The organism is Streptomyces sp. NPDC027189 (assembly GCF_055566975.1).
The window spans coordinates 24,992-42,022 of record NZ_JBVHRI010000034.1 but is presented as its reverse complement, the minus strand read 5'-3'; the positions used below and the strand labels follow the sequence as shown (position 1 = coordinate 42,022).

Here is a 17,031-nt window from a genome sequence, read left to right as displayed (position 1 = left end):
CGGCGCTCGCGCAGTCCCGGAGTCGCGAACTCATGGGACGCACTCAAGAAGGTAGGGCGGCATGAGTCTGCGCATCGTACGGCTCGCCAACTTCGTCGCCCCCGCGTCCGGCGGCCTGCGCACCGCGCTGCGGGAGCTGGGCGCCGGCTATCGGGCGGCCGGACACGAACCGGTGCTCATCATCCCCGGTGAGCGCGCGAGTGACCGCGACACCGAACAGGGCCGGGTGATCACGCTGCCCGGGCCGCTGCTGCCCGGGACCGGCGGCTATCGCGTGCTCACGGACAAGCGGCGGGTGGCGCGGCTCCTGGAGTCGCTCGCACCCGACCGCCTCGAAGTCTCCGACCGGACCACCCTGCGCTGGACCGGAGTGTGGGCACGGCGGGCCCGGGTGCCCGCCGTGATGGTCTCCCACGAGACCGCCGACGGAGTGCTGCGGACCTGGGGCCTTCCCGAGGGGATGGCCCGGCGGACTGCCGACGCCCTCAACGTCCGTACGGCGCACACCTACTCGCGGGTCGTGTGCACCACGGAGTTCGCCGAGCGCGAGTTCGTCCGCATCGGCGCCCGCAATGTCGTACGTGCCCCGCTGGGTGTCGATCTGGTGGGCCGGCACCCCGCGCTGCGGGACCCCGGGCTGCGCGCAAGCTACGCGCACGCGGACGAGGCGTTGCTCGTGATGTGCTCCCGGTTGTCCGTCGAAAAGCGGCCGGGCACGGCACTCGACGCGCTGGAGGCGCTGCTGCGGCGCGGACAGCGGGCCGTGCTCGTCGTCGCCGGGGACGGACCGCTCAGGACCCGGCTCGAACAGCGCGCCCGGGAGCGGAGGCTGCCCGCCACCTTCCTCGGGCACGTCTCCGACCGTGCCGTGCTCGGTGCGCTGCAGGCCTCCGCCGACGTGTGTCTGGCCCCCGGGCCCGCCGAGACGTTCGGGCTCGCCGCCCTGGAGGCCATGGCCTGCGGTACGCCGGTGGTGGCCAGCGCGCTGTCCGCCCTGCCGGAGGTCGTCGGGTCCGCCGGGGCCACCGCGGGGGACAGTGGAGACTCCTTCGCGGATGCGGTACGGCTGCTTCTCGGGCGTCCCGAGGGCGAGCGCAGGCAGGCCGCACGCGCGCGTGCCGAGTGCTTCGGCTGGGGCGCCGCGGTGGAGGGCTTCCTGGCCGCGCACGACGCGACGGTTCCGGTGCGGCCGCGCGCGCAGGAGGGCGTCGGATGAGACCGCTGCGATTCGTGGCCCTCGGGGACTCGCTGACGGAAGGCGTCGGCGACCCTGTCGGGGAAGCTTGGCGGGGGTGGGCCGCACTGCTCGGGCAGGGGCTGGCCCCCGCGGACACGCCCGTGGAGTTCACCAACCTCGCCGTCAGCGGGGCGCAGACGCGGGACGTGCTGGAGCGCCAGACACCGGCGGCGCTGGCCCTGGAGCCCGACGTCGTCTCCGTCGTGATCGGTGTCAACGACACCCTGCGCTGCACCTTCGACATTCACTCCGTGGCGGCGCGGCTCGACAAGGTGTACGCGGCGTTCCGGGCGCGGGATGCGGTGGTGATGACGGCCTGTCTGCCGGATCCCGGCTCCATGCTGGGACTGCCGGGCGCGCTGGCCCGCCCGCTGGCCCGGCGGCAGCGGGCCGTCAACACGGTCGTGCACGCGCTGTCCGAGCGCTACGGGGCGGTGCATCTGCATGCCGCGGAGGAGGAGTGGCTGACGGACCGTGCGATGTGGAGCGCGGACCGACTCCACCCGGGGGAGCAGGGGCACCGGCAACTCGCCCTCCGCTTCCACGCGCTGCTGAGCGAGCAGGGCATCGCCACGGGGGCCGCGCCCTCGGCCGAGCCCGAGTTTCCCGCGCCCACGCGGTCGGCCAGTCTGTTGTGGCTGGCCACCGCCGGGACGGGGTGGGTGGCCCGGCGGTGCACGGACCTGCTGCCGCAGCTGCTCACGCTCGCCGCCGCCGAGGTACGCCACCGGGCGCGCGGTACCAGCGCGCGGCTCGACCTCAGTGCCTCGCACGCCGTCGCGTCCGCGCTGGCCGCGCTGTCGGTGGCCGAACAGCCGGACGCGGCATGACGGTTCAGCGGCTGTGCGGGGGCGCTCAGTGGCGGCGTCCGGCCACGAAGCGGACCGGCGTGCCCGGCACCGCCTGAGCGGCCGCGGGGAGGTCGGTGGAACGGACGACCGCGATCACCGGGTACCCCCCGGTGGTCGGATGGTCGGCGAGAAAGACGACCGGGCGGCCGTCGGGCGGTACCTGGACGGCGCCCAGAACCATGCCCTCACTGGGGAGTTCGCCGGAAACGGCCCTCTCCAGTGAGGGCCCTTCCGTTCGCAGGCCTATGCGGTTGCTCGCGGACGACACCAGGTAGGCGCCGGTGGTGAGGGTGCGCACGGCCGACGCGGTGAACCAGTCGTCGCGCGGACCGGGCGTCACGCGCAGGACCAGTTCCGCGGGCGGAGCGACGTGCGGGACGACGTCCACGCGCGCGTGGAGCGTGTCCGGGCGGCCCAGGGGGAGCACCATGCCGTCCGAGAGGGGCGGGGGGCCGAGGCCCGAGAGGAGGTCCGTGGAGCGGCTGCCGAGGACCGGGTCCACGGCCACTCCACCGGAGACGGCCACATAGCCGCGCAGCCCGGCGCGCACGTGGCCGACGTCCAGCAGTGCTCCGGCGGGTACGCGTACGGGCGCTCCCCAGGCGGCGGGACGCCCGTCCACGGTGACCGGGCAGGGCGCTCCCGCCACCGCCACGGTGACAGCGGAACGCGGCCGCAGGGCACATCCGTTGAGTGTCGTCTCCAGAACGGCCGCCTCGGAGGGGTTGCCCACGAGCCGGTTGGCCAGCGCCGCAGCGGGCCCGTCGAGGGCGCCGGAGCGCGGTACTCCGAGGTGGGCGTGGCCGGGACGGCCCTGGTCCTGGACGGTGGTCAGGGCCCCGGCCCGGACGACGGAGAGGGCACGGTCGGTCATGAGCGCCTCGGTGATGAGAAGCGGGCCGTGGCGGTCACGAGCACCTCGCCGGTACGAACCGGGCCGTGGCGGTCACGAGCACCTCGCCGGTACGAAGCGGACCCGGGCGCCCGGAGCGAGCAACGCGGCCGGCACGCGCGCGTGGTCCCACAGCACCGCGTCCGTCGTCCCGATCAGCTGCCAGCCGCCCGGCGACGAGCGCGGGTACACGCCCGTGTACGGGCCCGCCAGCGCCACGGAACCCGCGGGAACCGTCGTACGCGGAGTCGCCCGGCGCGGGACGTCGTACCGCGACGGCAGGCCCGTGAGGTAGCCGAAGCCGGGCGCGAACCCGCAGAAGGCGACCCGGAACTCGGCCGCCGCGTGGATCTCGGGCACCCGGTGCTCGGGCACACCCCAAAGAGCCGCGACATCCGCCAGGTCGGGACCGTCGTACCGTACGGGGATCTCGATTGCCTCGTCCGCGCGCGGGGGCAGCGGGGGTATGTCCCATGTGGGCAGCCGCTCCGCCAGACGCGCGGGGTCGTCCAAGCCGTCCAGGAGGACCGTGCGGGCCGCGGGGACGATCTCCCGCACCGACAGGGAGCCCTCCGCGCGGCGGCGCAGCAGTTCGGCGTGCAGGGCCTGGGCCGCGTCGCCCGAGGAGACCTCGACGAGCAGTGCGCGGTCGCCGACGGGCAGCGCCCTCATGCCGTCGCCGGCAGACGGAGTCCTCATACCGCCCCCGGTGGGCAGAGCGCTCATACGAACGCCTCCACGCGGACGCCGGACGACTCCAGCCGGGCGCGCACCCGGCGGGCCAGCTCCACCGCGCCCGGAGTGTCTCCGTGCAGGCACAGGGAGCGGGCGCGGACCGGGATGCGCTCCCCGGAGGCGGAGGTCACCGTGCCGAAGCGGGCCAGGCCCACCGAGCGTTCGACCACCGTGTCCGCGTCCGTGATCACCGCGCCGTCCTGGGTGCGCGGCATCAGGGTGCCCTCCTCGGTGTACGCGCGGTCCGCGAACGCCTCGGTGGCGGTGGGCAGTCCCGCCTGCTCGGCCAGCTTCAGGAAGCGGGAGGAGGGCAGGCCGAGGACGGGCAGTCCGGCGTCCGCGAGCAGGACGCCGTCGACGACCGCCCCCGCCTGTTCCTCGTCGTGCACGACGCGGTTGTAGAGCGCGCCGTGCGGCTTCACGTACGACACGCGCGTGCCCGCCGCGCGCGCGAACACCTCCAAGGCGCCGATCTGGTACGCCACTTCGGCGGCCAGCTCGTCGGGCGGCACGTCCATCGCGCGCCGCCCGAACCCCGCCAGGTCCCGGTAGGAGACCTGGGCGCCGATCCGCACGCCGCGCTCGGCCGCCAGCTCACACACCCGCCGCATGGTGGCCGCGTCCCCGGCGTGGAAACCGCAGGCCACATTGGCGCTGGTGACGACGGACAGCAGCTGTTCGTCGTCGGTCAGGCGCCAGCGGCCGAAGCCCTCGCCGAGGTCGGCGTTGAGATCGATCGGGGTCATGAGGTGCGGGTTCTCCTTCGTAGGCCGTAATTTCGCCGGCTGTTCTCAGGCCACGCGGTACTGCTCGTCGCGGGTGTCCGTGAGGAACATCCGGCCGGGCGCGTGGGTGATCGCGAAGGGAGGACGGGACGCCATCACGGCCGCCTGTGGTGTCACTCCGCAGGCCCAGAACACCGGGATGTCGTCCGGTGCGGCGTCGACCGGATCGCCGAAGTCGGGGCGCGTGAGATCCTCGATGCCCAGCCCCGACGGCTCGCCGCAGTGCACCGGGCTGCCGTGCACGGCGGGCAGCAGACTGCTCTCCCTGATCGCCGCGGCCAGATGCTCGGGCGGGACAGGGCGCATCGACACCACCATCGGGCCGTGCAGCCGCCCGGCGGGACGGCACTGGCGTCCCGTCACGTACATGGAGACGTTGCGGCCCTGCTCGATGTGGCGCATCGGGACGCCCGCCTCGCTCAGCGCCCACTCGAAGGTGAAGCTGCACCCGATGAGGAACGAGACCAGGTCGTCGCGCCAGCGGTCGACCACGTCGGTGGGCTCGTCGACCAACTCACCGTGTTCCCACACCCGGTAGCGCGGCAGATCGGTGCGCAGGTCGGCGCCCGGAGCGAGCGGAGTGGTCCAGGATCCGGCGTCGGTGACGTCGAGGACCGGACAGGGCTTCGGGTTGCGCTGGCAGAACAGCAGCATGTCGTACGCCCAGTCGGCGGGCACCGAGATGAGGTTCGCCTGGGTGTGGCCCGCGGCGACTCCGGCGGTGGGGCCCGACACACCCGAACGGAACTGGGCACGCGCCTCGTTGGGGGTCCACGCGTGCGCGTGGCCGTCGATTTCCAGCAGGCCCGACGGGCGGTCCTGGACGGTGTCGTTCACAGGAGCTCCTTCCCACGGGTCTCGGGGAGCCCGATCAGGGCCAGCGCGGCGAGGGCATAGCCGATCGCGCCGAAGACCAGCGCGCCGCCCACGCCCCAGCTGTCGGCCAGGAAGCCGACGGTGGTGGGGAAGGCGGCGCCCACGGCGCGTCCCGTGTTGTACGTGAAGCCCTGCCCCGTACCGCGCACCGCTGTCGGGTACAGCTCGCTGAGGAACGAGCCGAAGCCGCTGAAGATCGCCGACATGCAGAAGCCGAGCGGGAAACCGAGCACCAGGAGAAGGGTGTTGGCGCCGCTGGGGATGTTCGCGTACGCCAGGATGCACGCCGCGGAGAGGATCGCGAAGAGCAGGATGTTGCGCTTGCGGCCCAGTTTGTCGGTGAGATAGCCGCCCGTGAGGTAGCCGATGAAGGCTCCGGAGATCAGGAACGTGAGATATGTGCCGGTGCCGACGACCGACAGTCCGCGCTCGGTCTTGAGGTACGTGGGCACCCAGGTGGCCAGCGTGTAGTAGCCGCCCTGGACTCCCGTGGAGAGCAGGCCCGCGAAGACCGTCGTGCGCAGCAGCCCGGGCGCGCCGGCCCTGCCCGGCTTGAAGATCGCCGCGAACGAGCCCTTCTCGGCACTGTCCGAGCGGCGTTCGGCCGACTCCGGGGCGTCATGCACCTGGCGTCGCACCCACAGGACGAGCAGCGCGGGCAGCGCGCCGGTCCAGAACATCACGCGCCAGGCCAGATCGTCGTCCAGGAACTGGAAGACGAGGGTGTTGACGAGTACGGCGAGCCCCCAGCCGACGGCCCAGGAGCTCTGGATCGCGCCGAGCGTGCGGCCCCGGTGCTTGGGGCTCGCGTACTCGGCGACCAGGATCGCGCCGACCGCCCACTCGCCGCCGAAACCGAGGCCCTGGAGGGCGCGGAACACCAGCAGCGTCTCGTAGTTGGGCGCGAAGCCGCAGGCCACGGTGAACACCGCGTAGGTGGCCACGGTGATCATCAGCGCCTTGACGCGTCCGATCCGGTCCGCGACGACGCCGGCGACGGCGCCGCCGACCGCCGAGACGACCAGCGTGACCGTGGTGAACAGGCCGGTCTGGCCGCTGTCCAGGCCGAAGTACGCCGCCAGCGCGACCATGCTGAGCGGCAGCGTGAAGTAGTCGTAGGAGTCGAGGGCGTAGCCGCCGAACGCGCCGGCGAAGGCGCGGCGGCCGCGCGGACCGAGCGCGCGCAGCCAGGCGAACGCGCCGTCCTGAGCGGTGAGTTCACCGGTGCCGGGCCGGGCGTCGGCCGTCAGGGCCTGGGGCGGAGGGGTCGTGCTCATGGGCACCTCACAGTGAGGGACGGAGGGTGCTGGGGACTGAGCCGTGCCGTGCGGGAGTTGAGAACTGGGCCGTGCCGTGCGGAAGCGATGGGCGCCGCAGCCGTGCAGAGGGATGCGGTGCGGTCGTGCGGTCGGCGCCTGACCGCCAAGGTAGAGGATTGTTGAACGATCCCTCAATACCCATGTTGTTTCGTTCTTGTATCTGCGATTGAATTCCGGGCATGGCAGAGCTGACGGGACTGGCCGACGATCGCGCCCTGCTGGGCCGCACCAGCACCGCCGAGCGGGTCTCGGACATCCTCAGGAGTCGCATCGCCGAGGGCTTCTTCCCGCCCGGCACGCGGCTGTCCGAGGACAGCATCGGCGGGGCGCTCGGTGTCTCGCGCAACACCCTGCGCGAGGCGTTCCGGCTGCTCACGCATGAGCGGTTGCTGGTGCACGAGCTCAATCGCGGGGTCTTCGTCCGGGTGCTGACCGTCGAGGACGTCGAGGACATCTACCGCACCCGCGGTCTCGTCGAGTGCGCCGTGGTCCGCGGCCTCGGCGAGCCGCCGTACGCCGTGGACGGCCTCGCCCGGGCCGTCGCCGAGGGGCGGCGGGCGGCGCGCGAAGGTGACTGGAAAGGCGTCTCGACCGCCAACATCCACTTCCACCGGGAGCTGGTCGCGCTCGCCGGGAGCGCCCGCACCGACGAGCTGATGCGCAGCGTCTTCGCCGAACTGCGCCTCGCCTTCCACGTGGTGGACGACCCACGGCGCCTCCACGAGCCGTATCTCGCCCGTAACCGTGAGATCCTCCAGACCCTCCAGGCGGGCGACCGGGACGGAGCCGAGCGGCTGCTCGCGGTCTATCTCGACGATTCGCTCAAGGGGCTCGTGGAGGTGTACGCGCGGCGGGTGGCCGACGGCGGGCAGGGGATCGGCTGAGGCGTGACGGGACGGACGAGCGCGAGGCACGGGGCGACGACTCGTTCCCCGGCCGCACGGCAAAGGTCACCGCGGATCCGGCCGCGATCATGAAGCAGCGGTGACAGCCAGGGCCTTCTGCGTCGTTTCGACCGTTGTCAGACCGAGGACCTAGTCTGTGCACCGTGACTTCGCCTGCATCGACGGACAGCGTTCCGCCCCAGCTCAGCGCGGGGCCGCGGCCCGCTCCGGGCCCGGCCGCCGACGAGGGCCTGGCGCGGCGGCTGCGCGCGCTCGCCTGCACCGCGCCGCTGCACGACCTCGACGTACGCAAGGCGAACCTCGCGGGTGAGTACACGGTGTACGGGATGGCGGAGGTCGCCCTCGCCGCCATCGACCTCGTCACACTGAACATGGACTTCGACACGGGCGCCGACCACGACCAGATAGTGGCCAGGCTCATCCCGCGCATCGCCGCCCAGGCCCCGCAGCGGCCCGTCGCCGAGCACGAGCGCGTGGCCCGCTGGGTGCTGGAGAACCTGATCAACGTCGGCAGCGTCGACCGCGGCTTCCGCGCCGTGTACGGCACCTTCGCGCCCGACGGCTCCTATGTGCGCCGCGACTACGACTTCAAGCTGATCGAGGAGGTGCCCGGATACGGGGGGAGTGTCTATCTCCGGACGACCGACGAAGCGGTCAACGTCCTCGTCGGCGCCCTCGACACCGACGTCACCAGTGCCCAGATCGCCGCCGAGGTCAAGCTGGAGGTGCTGATCAGCCGCGGTCGGCTCGCCGACGCCCAGCTCGCCGCCGAGCAGGCCCGCTACCGGACCGTGCAGTACTCGGAGACGCTCAGGAGGGCCCTCGACGCGACCCGGCGCAATGTGCGCGCCGTCGACTGGCTCCAGGCCGTGCCCGACATGATCGCCGAGGCCCTCGACCACGTCGCCGACCGCTACCGCCACGAGAACGCGATCCTCACCAACATCCGCAAGGCCCGCGACGAGTCCGAGGACCCCGAGCAGAAGCGCCGCGCCGCCGAGCTCGTCGACATCGTCAAGGACTGCATCCGCAGGCATACGCAGCTGCAGTCCCGGCTCCTGGAGGCCGGCCCGCTGTTCCGCGCCGAGCAGGACCGTCAGGCCTTCGCCACGCCCATGACGACCTCGGGGATCGACCTCTACGGCCATCTCGTCGCCCCCGTGCTGCCGCTGCCCGTGGAGCACGCGCTGCGTGTGACGGACGCGTTCTTCGCGCGCGGGACCGGTTTGCGCACGCCCGCGGCCGTACGCGTGGGGGACCTGGTCGACCTCCTGCTGACGCCACCGCTGGAGCGGGAGCACCTCGGGGCGGAGATGCCCGAGCCCGATCTCATCGCCACCCCCGACGACAGTCGGTTCAGCGAGGAGCAGCTCGCGAGCGCGATGGAGTTGCTCGACCTGCCGGCCGATGCGCCGCGGCGGCTGTCCGGGCTGCTGGCCGAGGCCCGCCGCCGCGACCCTGGACTTCCGTATCTCGTTGCCCTGTTGGCCGTCCATGCGGCCAGTCCGCCGGTCGGTACCGCGTACCGGCAGGGCGAGGAGAAGCTGCTGTTCGCCGTCGACGACGGGACCGAGCTGGACGATCCCGAGTTCGGTGGGGCGGATCTCATCGTGGGGACGGCCCTGCTGGATGCGGCCGGGATGGCGGCCGACCGGACGGAGGCTGCGTGAACTGCGGGTCGTCCTTCTACCGCGGGCCGGCTGTGGCTGGTCGCGCCCACGCGGCGGAGCCGCACGAGGTCACGCCCCGCGCCCCGCGCGGGGCTGCCCTCGCCCCCGTTCTTCAGACCAAGGAGCCCCAACCGTGACCGAGCACGTCGAGTGGAGTGAGCCGGAGGCAGTCGCCGCTCCGGCGAACGCGCCCGTCACACCCGCCGACGCCGCCGACGCGGCGCGGCTCGTCGCCTTTGGGCTGCAGCCCAAGCTGCAGCCCGCGCGCGACCAGGAGTACGCGGAGCTGTTGCGGCGCTATCGCGAGGACCCGCCGTTCGCGCGGCTCGCCGACGCCGTGGCCGCCGGGCTCGGGCTGGTCGTCCTCGAGGTGTCCCCGCGCGCGGGCATGGCCGTGACCGCCGCGGAGGACTCCGTGTTCGCCGTCCGGATGGGCGACTACGCGCGTCGCGCGTCGGCCGACTCGGGGGACCGCTTCCTGCACGGGCTCGCGCATCTCGCCGTCGCCGCCATGGCGTTCCCGCGCCCCGAGGACCTCGCGGACGACGGGTACATCGGGCGCGTATCGGTCAACGGAGTCGACGCGTTCGTACGGCAGGCCTGTCGTCGCCTGGAGGAGCGGGCCGAGGAGCAGGGCGAGAACACCGACCCGGCCACGGACGCGCCCGGCCTGGAGGCGGCCTGGCGGATCTGGGCGCGGCGCAGCTCCACCGGTGCCACCAAGGACGCGCGAAGACTGGCCGGTTCGACCACCGGCATCGTCGGCAAGGCCGTGGCGTTCCTCACCGACTCCGGGTTCCTGCAGCGCACCGGGGACGACGGTGGAGGTACGTACCGGACGACGGCCCGCTATCAGCTTCAGGTCCGTGACATGGCCGGCAGCGCGGCCATGGCCGAGCTCCTCGAGCTGGGCATCGTCCCGGTGACCGACGGCACCGCGACGCTGCTGCCCGCCGAGGACACCGACGACCTGGAGCTCGCGGCCGGAGCCGGACTGCCCTTCCACTCCTGAACAGGCCGCACAGCCTGAACTTCCTCGATCCTCCCAAGACTTACAACGAGAGTCCGCCGCCATGTACGAGCTGTCCCGGGTCCGCCTCTACTCCATCGGGCCTGCCGGTGCGCGCTACGCCGACACCGTGCTTGACCTGCGGGGTGTCGGCGAGCCCGTGCCCGACCCCGCGCCCACCCAGGCGGAGTTCTTCGAGGAGGAGCCCATCGGGCCGCCGCGTCGGCCCGCGCCCGCGGGGGTGCTCTTCCTGGAGAACGGCGGCGGCAAGTCGGTGCTGCTCAAGCTGATCTTCTCGGTGATGCTCCCGGGCCACCGGAACACGCTGGGCGGTGCCAGCTCCGGTGTGCTGCGCAAGTTCCTGCTCGCCGACGACTGCGGGCATGTCGCCCTGGAGTGGCAGCACACACTGACCGGCGAGTGCGTCGTGGTCGGCAAGGTGAGCGAGTGGCGGGGGCGGCAAGTCTCCAACGACCCGAGGAAGTTCGCCGAGGCCTGGTACTCGTTCCGCCCCGGGCCGGGGCTGAGCCTGGACAATCTGCCCGTGGCCGAGGCCACCGCCGTGCGTCCGCCCGTCGAGGGGGCCTCCGGCGCGCAGGGGCGCCGGCGCACCATGAAGGGCTTCCGGGACGCGATCACCGAGGCGGGCAAGGCGTACCCGCACCTCGAAGTGCACTGGGAGGAGATCCACGACCGCTGGAACGAGCACCTCGGCGACCTGGGCCTTGACCCCGAACTCTTCCGCTACCAGCGGGAGATGAACGCCGACGAGGGCGAGGCAGCCGGTCTCTTCGCCGTCAAGAAGGACTCCGACTTCACGGATCTGCTGCTGCGTGCCGTCACCGACACCCGGGACACGGACGGTCTCGCCGACCTGGTCGGCGGCTTCGGCAACAAGCTGGGGCGGCGCGCCGAGCTGATCGCCGAGCGCGACTTCACGGCCGGGTCCGTGGATCTGCTCGGCCGGATCGTCGACGCCGCCGAGGCGCGGGCACGCGCGCGTGATATCCACGCGGGCGCCGAGCGGCGTACACGGACGCTGGCGCGACGGCTGTCCGCACGGGCCGTGCAGGAGCGCGTGCGCGCCGGTGAACTCGCGCAGCGCGTGACCGCCGCCGCGTACGCCGTCACGCATGCCGAGGGCGCCCGCGAGCGCAGCGCGCTGATCGCCGCCGAACTCGCCTACCGGCACGCCTCGTTGGCGCTCGCCGGGGCGGAGAAGTCCGCCGCCGCGCAAAAACGTGAGCTGGCCGACGCGCGCACCTTGCACTCCGCCTGGCAGGCCGCCGAGGCCGTGCTGCGGCACCGCGCCGCCGCCGACCGCTCCGCGCGTGTGGCCGCCGCGATCCGCGAGGCCGAGCGGGACGCCGCGCCCGCGCTCGCCGCACGGGCCAAGGCCGCCGTCGACCTCGTCCGTGCCCTGCACCGCGCGGCCGAAGGCGCCGAGGCGCTCGCCAACGAGGAGGAGGAGCGGTCCGCCGGGCTCCAGGAGGTCGGCGAGACGGCGCACGCGGACTCGACCGCGGCGGCCACCGCAGCGCAGCGCGCCCGCAGTGAGGTCGGGCATCTGCGCCAGCGGCTGACCGAGGTCGAGCAGGAGACCGCCGAGGCGGTCCGCGCGGGCTGGCTCGACGACAGCGCCCCCGACGCCGACCCGGCCCGCGCTGCCCTTGCCGCCAGCGACGCCGAGAAGTCGGCCGTCGCCGCCTGGGACACCGCACGCGAGGCCTCACGGCGCGCTTCGGAGCATGCCCGGGAGGCGGCCTCCGCCGAGTCCCGCGCGGAGCTCACGGCGGCGCGCGCGGCCGATGCGGCGACTGCCGCAGAGCGGGCCTACGACGCGGAACGGCGTACGGCGGAGGCGCTGGCGAGGGAGGAGCGGCTGGCGGAGCTGCTGAGCCTGCCGGGCGCCTCCGACGCCGGGCGTGTCGGCGTGCCGGTGCCGCGAGCGGGAGCCGACGGTTCGGGCGGGCGGGGGGCCGCGCCCGATGACATCGGCAGTGACAGCCAGGGCGGCGCCCGCACGACGCGGCATCGCCCCGGCGCCGGTGACGGCACCGATGGTGGCGCGGCCGGAGCCGGAGACCGGGGTGCCTCCGGTCGGCAGGCCGGTGGCGCGATGGGCGTCGGCTCCGGCCGCGGCCGGCAGGCTGTCGGCGCAGTGGCCGGCCGGCCGGGCGGCGGTTCCGGCGAGGCGCGGGACGATGCCTGGCCCCCGGCCGAAGGCCCCCTCACCCCCGAGCAGTTGGACCACTACGCCGACGAACTCCGTGAGCTCCTCGACGAGGGTGTCGCCTCCGCCGAGCGCCAGCTCTTCGAGCTGCGGACCGCCGCGGCGGACGACGCACGCATTCTGGGAGCGCTCGGTGACGGCGGGCTGCTGCCGCCCGGGCCGGATGTCCTGGCCACCGTCGAGTACCTCGGCGAGCACGGAATCCCGGCGCTGCCCGGCTGGCGCTACCTCGCGCAGGCCGTAGACCCCGCCGACCACGCGCGCGTGCTGGCCGCCAGGCCGGAGCTGGTCGACGGCGTGATCATCACCGACCCGGACACGCACGCCCGGGCTCGCGAGGCGCTCAGCGAGGCCGCACTGCTGCCGCGGTCCACCGTCGCCGTCGGTACGGCCGCCGCACTGCTCGCCCCGACTCCGGCCCCCGGCGCGGGCGACAGCGATGTATTCCTCGTACCGCCGAACCCCGCCATGCACGACGAGCACGCCGCCGACGAGGAGCGGCAGGCGCTGCGCGCCCGCGCGGCCCAGCGGGACGAGGAGATCCGGGTGCTCGCGGCCCGGCTGGGCAAGGACCGCGAGCTGGCCGCGCGGCTGGCGTCCTGGCGGACCGGCTGCCCCGCGGGGCGGCTCGTCGAGCTCGCCGCGGCCGCCCGGGACGCGCGCGCCTTCGCGGAGGAGGCCGAGGCCGAGCTCGCCGAGGCGCGCACCGTCCGGGCGGAGGCCGATGAGGCGGCGGCCGAGGCGGCCCACGTGCGGGACGAGCGGCAGGACGCCGCCCAGCGGGCCCGGCGCGCAGCCGACGCCCTCGCCGGGCTCGCCTTCCGGTTGCGCGAGCGGGCCGGCTGGCAGGTCAAGCTGCGCGAACTAGCCGACGAGGCAACGGAGTCGGAGGCCCGCGCCCAGGTCTGCCTGGAGCGTGCCCGCGCCGCCGACGAGGACCGCCGCGCCGCTCAGCGCGCCGCCGACGACGCCCGCCGTACGGCCCGGGCGCTGCGAGCCGAGCGCGCGGAGATCGCCGGGGCCCCCGACGACGTACCGGAGGACGAGGAGGGCGCGGCGAGGTCGTCCCTGCCCGCCCTGCGTGAGGCCTACCGGGCCGCATCCCAGCTGTACGAGAAGGTCGGTGTCGGCGCCGACCTGCGGGCCGAGCAGGCACGGGCCGAGAGCGACGAGAGCGCCGCGCTCGCGGAGCTGGACCGGCTCAGCAACAAGGTGCGCACCCGCGCGGCGCAACTCCTGGAGTCGCCCGACGGTTCCGACGGGCCCTCCCGGCAGGCCGCCGCCGCGCGGGCCGAGGAGCTCGTGCAGCTCCTGGAGACCCGCATGTCCTCCGCGAGCGAGCAGCTCGGACGGCTGCGCGGCGAGGCCGAGCGGCACGCGCCCGAGGACGGTGAGGTCCACACCGAGCTGTCGGAGGAGCTGGTCCCGCGCGACGCCGAGCACGCGCAGAGCCTGCTGCGTACCGCGACCGCCGAACTCGCCTCCCGTACGGAGGCGTTGACCCAGGCGCGCGAGGCGCACGCCGAGCTGCTCGAAGCCCACCGCGCCGCCGAGGACGCGGCCGGCGGCTTCGACGAGACGGCCGCCCTGCTCAGGGACCTGCTGCGGGAGCATGTCGAGGAGGAGCAGGAGGAGCCCGAGCCCTACCCCGGCACCCTCGAAGAGGCACGGCACTCCGCCGCCGAGACCCGCCGTTCCCTGCGCGGCTGCGCCGCCGACCTCTCGGCCGCCGAGGCATCCGTGCGCGAGGCGAGCGACGTCCTCGTACGGCATGCCAACTCCACGCGGTACGAGCAGGTGCGCACCCCCGCCCGGCAGCAGATCCGCGAGCTGCCCGCGTCCGCGCTGCCCGAGCACGCGCAGAAGTGGGCGGACGCGTTCGCGCCCCGACTGCGGGTCCTCACCGACGAGTTGGAGCAACTGGAGCGCAACCGGGACTCGATCGTGGACCGGTTGCGTGGGCTCGTGGAGTCGGCGCTGGCGACCCTGCGGTCCGCTCAGCGGCTCTCCCGGCTTCCCGAGGGGCTCGGTGAGTGGTCCGGTCAGGAATTCCTGCGCATCCGCTTCGAGGAGCCCGACCAGGCGACGCTCGCAGAGCGGCTCGGCGAGGTCGTCGACGAGGCCACCCGCGCGGCGGTCAAGAAGAACTCCGACATGCGCCGCGACGGCATGTCGCTGCTGCTGCGCGGAGTCGGCGCCGCGCTCCAGCCGAAGGGCGTCGCCGTCGAGATTCTCAAGCCGGATGCCGTGCTGCGCGCCGAGCGCGTCCCCGTCGGACAGATGGGCGACGTCTTCTCCGGCGGCCAGCTGCTCACCGCGGCCATCGCGCTGTACTGCACGATGGCGGCGCTGCGCAGCAACGACCGGGGCCGCGACAAGCACCGGCACGCCGGAACGCTGTTCCTGGACAATCCCATCGGCCGCGCCAACGCCACGTATCTGCTGGAACTCCAGCGGGCCGTGTCAGACGCGCTGGGCGTCCAACTCCTCTACACCACCGGCCTGTTCGACACGACCGCGCTCGCCGAGTTCCCCCTCGTCATCCGCCTGCGCAACGACGCCGACCTGCGGGCTGGCCTGAAGTACATCAGCGTGGAGGAACACCTCCGCCCGGGGCTGCCGCAGCAGCCTCAGGGGGACGAGGCGGTGCACAGCGAGATCACAGCCACGCGGATGTTCAAACGCCCGGCGCCTGCAACCCCCTAGGGGCGCGGGACTGTGTGGATATGCGGCTCCGCGGCGTGGGTGCAGGCGGTGCTTGCGACAGCGAGGAAGTGCTCGGTCTTGCGTTCGTAGCGGCGTCGCAGCCGGTTACCCCGTGCCGCCAACCATCGTCGCAGGTGGGCGTGGTCGGCTCGCGTGTCGGGCGAGCCGATCGCACAGCGGAGAACCATTCCAGGTCGCCGCGGGAGTCGGGTTCGTCGAGGACCAGGCGGTGCAGGTCGGCCCACGCCCCGGCCTTGCTCCACTCTGTGAACCGGCGCTGGGCCGTGGTCCTGGACGGACCGAACGACGCAGGGCGAAGCTGCTGCCACGTGCAGCCACATCGCGACGAACACGATCGCCGCCGACACCTCCCGCCGGAACAGCCCCCACAACTCCTCCGGCACCATCCGCTGAGCGATCCCCACCACAGCCGAGGGCCCACCTGGCCAATTGAGATGACCTGTAACGGACTCCAACGCCCCCTCCCGTTTCCTGGCGCACCGCCGGGCACGGAGAAATTCGGCGATGAACTCCCTTTCCCCTCATGTAAGTTCGGGCTCGACCAGTTGTCCGGAGAGAGGAACCCTGCCTTGCGCACGCCCTACCGTCGTGTGACGACTGTCCTTGGGATAGCCGCGGCCTCCGCGTCGGCGCTCGTCCTGGGTATCGCCCCGGCACAGGCCGCCGGCAACGTCTACGAGGCCTACAACGCCATCACCTCGCCGAGCGCGATGACCGAGTTCGCCGAGGACGGCGAGATCCTCACCGCCCTCGACATGAAGAAGGACGGCCACGGCACCGCCGCGCAGTGGCGCTACAACTCGAGCTCCGCCACCCACTCGTACTACAACGGCTACGGCTACGCCGTCGCCCACGACTGGAACCTGTCCTTCGCGGAGGGCACGACCCTGCAGATCCGCGCCTGCCTCCAGGACACGTCCAACGGCACCCCGTACAGCTGCGGCGGCTGGGAGTACGCCAAGGCCTGACCGTCACAAGTCGGCGAACGGGCGGGCCCTCGGGCCCGCCGCTTTCGAGTTCGCAGGTCAGTGCTCGCCCTGCGCCGGTGGCCGTGGCCCAGCGCCGGTTCACCGAGTGGGGCAAGGCCGGGGTGTGGGCCGAGCTGCACTGCCTGGTCCTCGACGACCTCGGCTCCCTCAAGGGTGCGACAACTGCCCCGTCCCGCCCCGTCGGCGTATGCGCTCCTGAGCCCGCTCCGCGGCACGCGCCTGCCGTCGTGCCCTGCGCCGCTCGCGCCGCAGGGACCGGGCGGTGCTGCTCGGTGCCGACACCACGCCGTTGCGCTGGTTCCACACCTGGCGGGTCACCCAGACGTCGAGCGCGGCCCACGTCGCCACAACGGTGCTCGCCACGCTGCTGAGGACCATCGGGAACGCCAGCCATGATCCGGCCAGCGTGCACAGGAACGCCACCATCGCCTGGATCAGCGTCACGGCGATGATCAGCACCGCCCGCACCGCGGCCGTACGCACCGGATCGGGCATCCGGCGCCGCCGCGCGGGCTCCTCGATCCACAACGGCCGGTAGTGCGGCTGCTCCTGAGCCGCGGCGCGCTCAGCGGTCCCGCCCCCGTGCGCCGGAATGTCGCGATCCAGTGCCTCGGGACCCCGCCGCGCCGTCTGGTGCGCCGCATCGCCGTCCTCAGGCGCCACGCGCTGCTCCGCCGTGCCCATCAACTCGTCACTCCCCACCGCCCAGCAGGCCCCTCGCACTGGTGTCATGCGACACCGGCTCCCCAGTGGCTGCCCGGCTTGCGCTGCTTTACGCCGCCTGAGCGCGGCATGCGGCCCCT

The 17,031-nt window shown here is 73.4% G+C and carries 13 protein-coding genes; 7 read left to right on the top strand and 6 right to left on the bottom strand.

Going from position 1 to position 17,031, the window contains the following annotated elements; all coding sequences use genetic code 11:
* The first annotated feature begins 61 nt into the window (after positions 1-61).
* Both ACZ4RZ_RS44020 and ACZ4RZ_RS44015 read left to right on the top strand, forming a co-directional pair.
* The gene (locus tag ACZ4RZ_RS44020) at positions 62-1,216 is read left to right on the top strand and encodes a glycosyltransferase (protein ID WP_467753187.1); all 1,155 of its coding nucleotides are present in this window, start codon (positions 62-64) and stop codon (positions 1,214-1,216) included.
* Entirely contained in the window at positions 1,213-2,067 is an 855-nt protein-coding gene (locus ACZ4RZ_RS44015; RefSeq protein ID WP_467753186.1) for an SGNH/GDSL hydrolase family protein, read from the top strand. Before ACZ4RZ_RS44020 ends, ACZ4RZ_RS44015 begins: the two co-directional genes overlap by 4 nt.
* Before the next feature lie 25 nt (positions 2,068-2,092).
* On the opposite strand, the gene ACZ4RZ_RS44010 is transcribed toward ACZ4RZ_RS44015, so the two are convergent.
* From ACZ4RZ_RS44010 to ACZ4RZ_RS43990, 5 genes are all read right to left on the bottom strand, one after another.
* On the bottom strand, positions 2,093-2,962 hold the full coding sequence (locus tag ACZ4RZ_RS44010) for a 5-oxoprolinase subunit C family protein (protein ID WP_467753185.1): 870 nt from the start codon (positions 2,960-2,962) through the stop codon (positions 2,093-2,095).
* Positions 2,963-3,034: 72 nt separating this feature from the next.
* Positions 3,035-3,652: a 5-oxoprolinase subunit B family protein gene (locus ACZ4RZ_RS44005; protein ID WP_467753223.1), complete on the bottom strand. Its 618-nt coding sequence runs from the start codon at positions 3,650-3,652 to the stop codon at positions 3,035-3,037.
* 50 nt (positions 3,653-3,702) lie between these two features.
* Positions 3,703-4,461, bottom strand: a complete 759-nt coding sequence (locus ACZ4RZ_RS44000; protein WP_467753184.1) for a LamB/YcsF family protein — start codon at positions 4,459-4,461, stop codon at positions 3,703-3,705.
* 45 nt (positions 4,462-4,506) lie between these two features.
* On the bottom strand, positions 4,507-5,337 hold the full coding sequence (locus ACZ4RZ_RS43995; RefSeq protein WP_467753183.1) for a putative hydro-lyase: 831 nt from the start codon (positions 5,335-5,337) through the stop codon (positions 4,507-4,509).
* Positions 5,334-6,653: an MFS transporter gene (locus tag ACZ4RZ_RS43990; protein ID WP_467753182.1), complete on the bottom strand. Its 1,320-nt coding sequence runs from the start codon at positions 6,651-6,653 to the stop codon at positions 5,334-5,336. The genes ACZ4RZ_RS43995 and ACZ4RZ_RS43990 overlap by 4 nt, the downstream gene beginning before the upstream one ends.
* Before the next feature lie 221 nt (positions 6,654-6,874).
* On the opposite strand from ACZ4RZ_RS43990, the gene ACZ4RZ_RS43985 reads away from it, so the two are divergent.
* The 5 genes from ACZ4RZ_RS43985 to ACZ4RZ_RS43965 all read left to right on the top strand — a co-directional run bounded on the left by ACZ4RZ_RS43985 (position 6,875) and on the right by ACZ4RZ_RS43965 (position 16,207).
* Positions 6,875-7,579: a GntR family transcriptional regulator gene (locus ACZ4RZ_RS43985; protein ID WP_467753181.1), complete on the top strand. Its 705-nt coding sequence runs from the start codon at positions 6,875-6,877 to the stop codon at positions 7,577-7,579.
* A 164-nt stretch (positions 7,580-7,743) separates the two neighbouring features.
* A complete protein-coding gene (locus ACZ4RZ_RS43980) occupies positions 7,744-9,270 on the top strand; it encodes a hypothetical protein (protein WP_467753180.1) in 1,527 nt (508 codons plus the stop codon).
* 133 nt (positions 9,271-9,403) lie between these two features.
* Complete coding sequence (locus tag ACZ4RZ_RS43975; protein ID WP_189188118.1) at positions 9,404-10,282, top strand: hypothetical protein; 879 nt, start codon at positions 9,404-9,406, stop codon at positions 10,280-10,282.
* Positions 10,283-10,343: 61 nt separating this feature from the next.
* Positions 10,344-15,218, top strand: a complete 4,875-nt coding sequence (locus tag ACZ4RZ_RS43970; RefSeq protein WP_467753179.1) for a hypothetical protein — start codon at positions 10,344-10,346, stop codon at positions 15,216-15,218.
* Positions 15,219-15,829: 611 nt separating this feature from the next.
* A complete protein-coding gene (locus ACZ4RZ_RS43965; protein WP_467753178.1) occupies positions 15,830-16,207 on the top strand; it encodes a hypothetical protein in 378 nt (125 codons plus the stop codon).
* A 168-nt stretch (positions 16,208-16,375) separates the two neighbouring features.
* Here ACZ4RZ_RS43965 and ACZ4RZ_RS43960 read toward each other — a convergent pair whose 3' ends face one another.
* Positions 16,376-16,912: a hypothetical protein gene (locus ACZ4RZ_RS43960; RefSeq protein WP_467753222.1), complete on the bottom strand. Its 537-nt coding sequence runs from the start codon at positions 16,910-16,912 to the stop codon at positions 16,376-16,378.
* Positions 16,913-17,031 lie beyond the last annotated feature (119 nt).

Excerpts from the sequence above, each read along its gene's own strand:
- ACZ4RZ_RS44005 (WP_467753223.1), bottom strand. The coding sequence starts at position 3,652 with ATGAGGGCGCTGCCCGTCGGCGACCGCGCACTGCTCGTCGAGGTCTCC.
- ACZ4RZ_RS43985 (WP_467753181.1), top strand. The coding sequence starts at position 6,875 with ATGGCAGAGCTGACGGGACTGGCCGACGATCGCGCCCTGCTGGGCCGC.
- ACZ4RZ_RS43970 (WP_467753179.1), top strand. The coding sequence starts at position 10,344 with ATGTACGAGCTGTCCCGGGTCCGCCTCTACTCCATCGGGCCTGCCGGT.
- ACZ4RZ_RS44010 (WP_467753185.1), bottom strand. The coding sequence starts at position 2,962 with ATGACCGACCGTGCCCTCTCCGTCGTCCGGGCCGGGGCCCTGACCACC.
- ACZ4RZ_RS44000 (WP_467753184.1), bottom strand. The coding sequence starts at position 4,461 with ATGACCCCGATCGATCTCAACGCCGACCTCGGCGAGGGCTTCGGCCGC.
- ACZ4RZ_RS44015 (WP_467753186.1), top strand. The coding sequence starts at position 1,213 with ATGAGACCGCTGCGATTCGTGGCCCTCGGGGACTCGCTGACGGAAGGC.
- ACZ4RZ_RS44020 (WP_467753187.1), top strand. The coding sequence starts at position 62 with ATGAGTCTGCGCATCGTACGGCTCGCCAACTTCGTCGCCCCCGCGTCC.
- ACZ4RZ_RS43960 (WP_467753222.1), bottom strand. The coding sequence starts at position 16,912 with ATGGGCACGGCGGAGCAGCGCGTGGCGCCTGAGGACGGCGATGCGGCG.
- ACZ4RZ_RS43990 (WP_467753182.1), bottom strand. The coding sequence starts at position 6,653 with ATGAGCACGACCCCTCCGCCCCAGGCCCTGACGGCCGACGCCCGGCCC.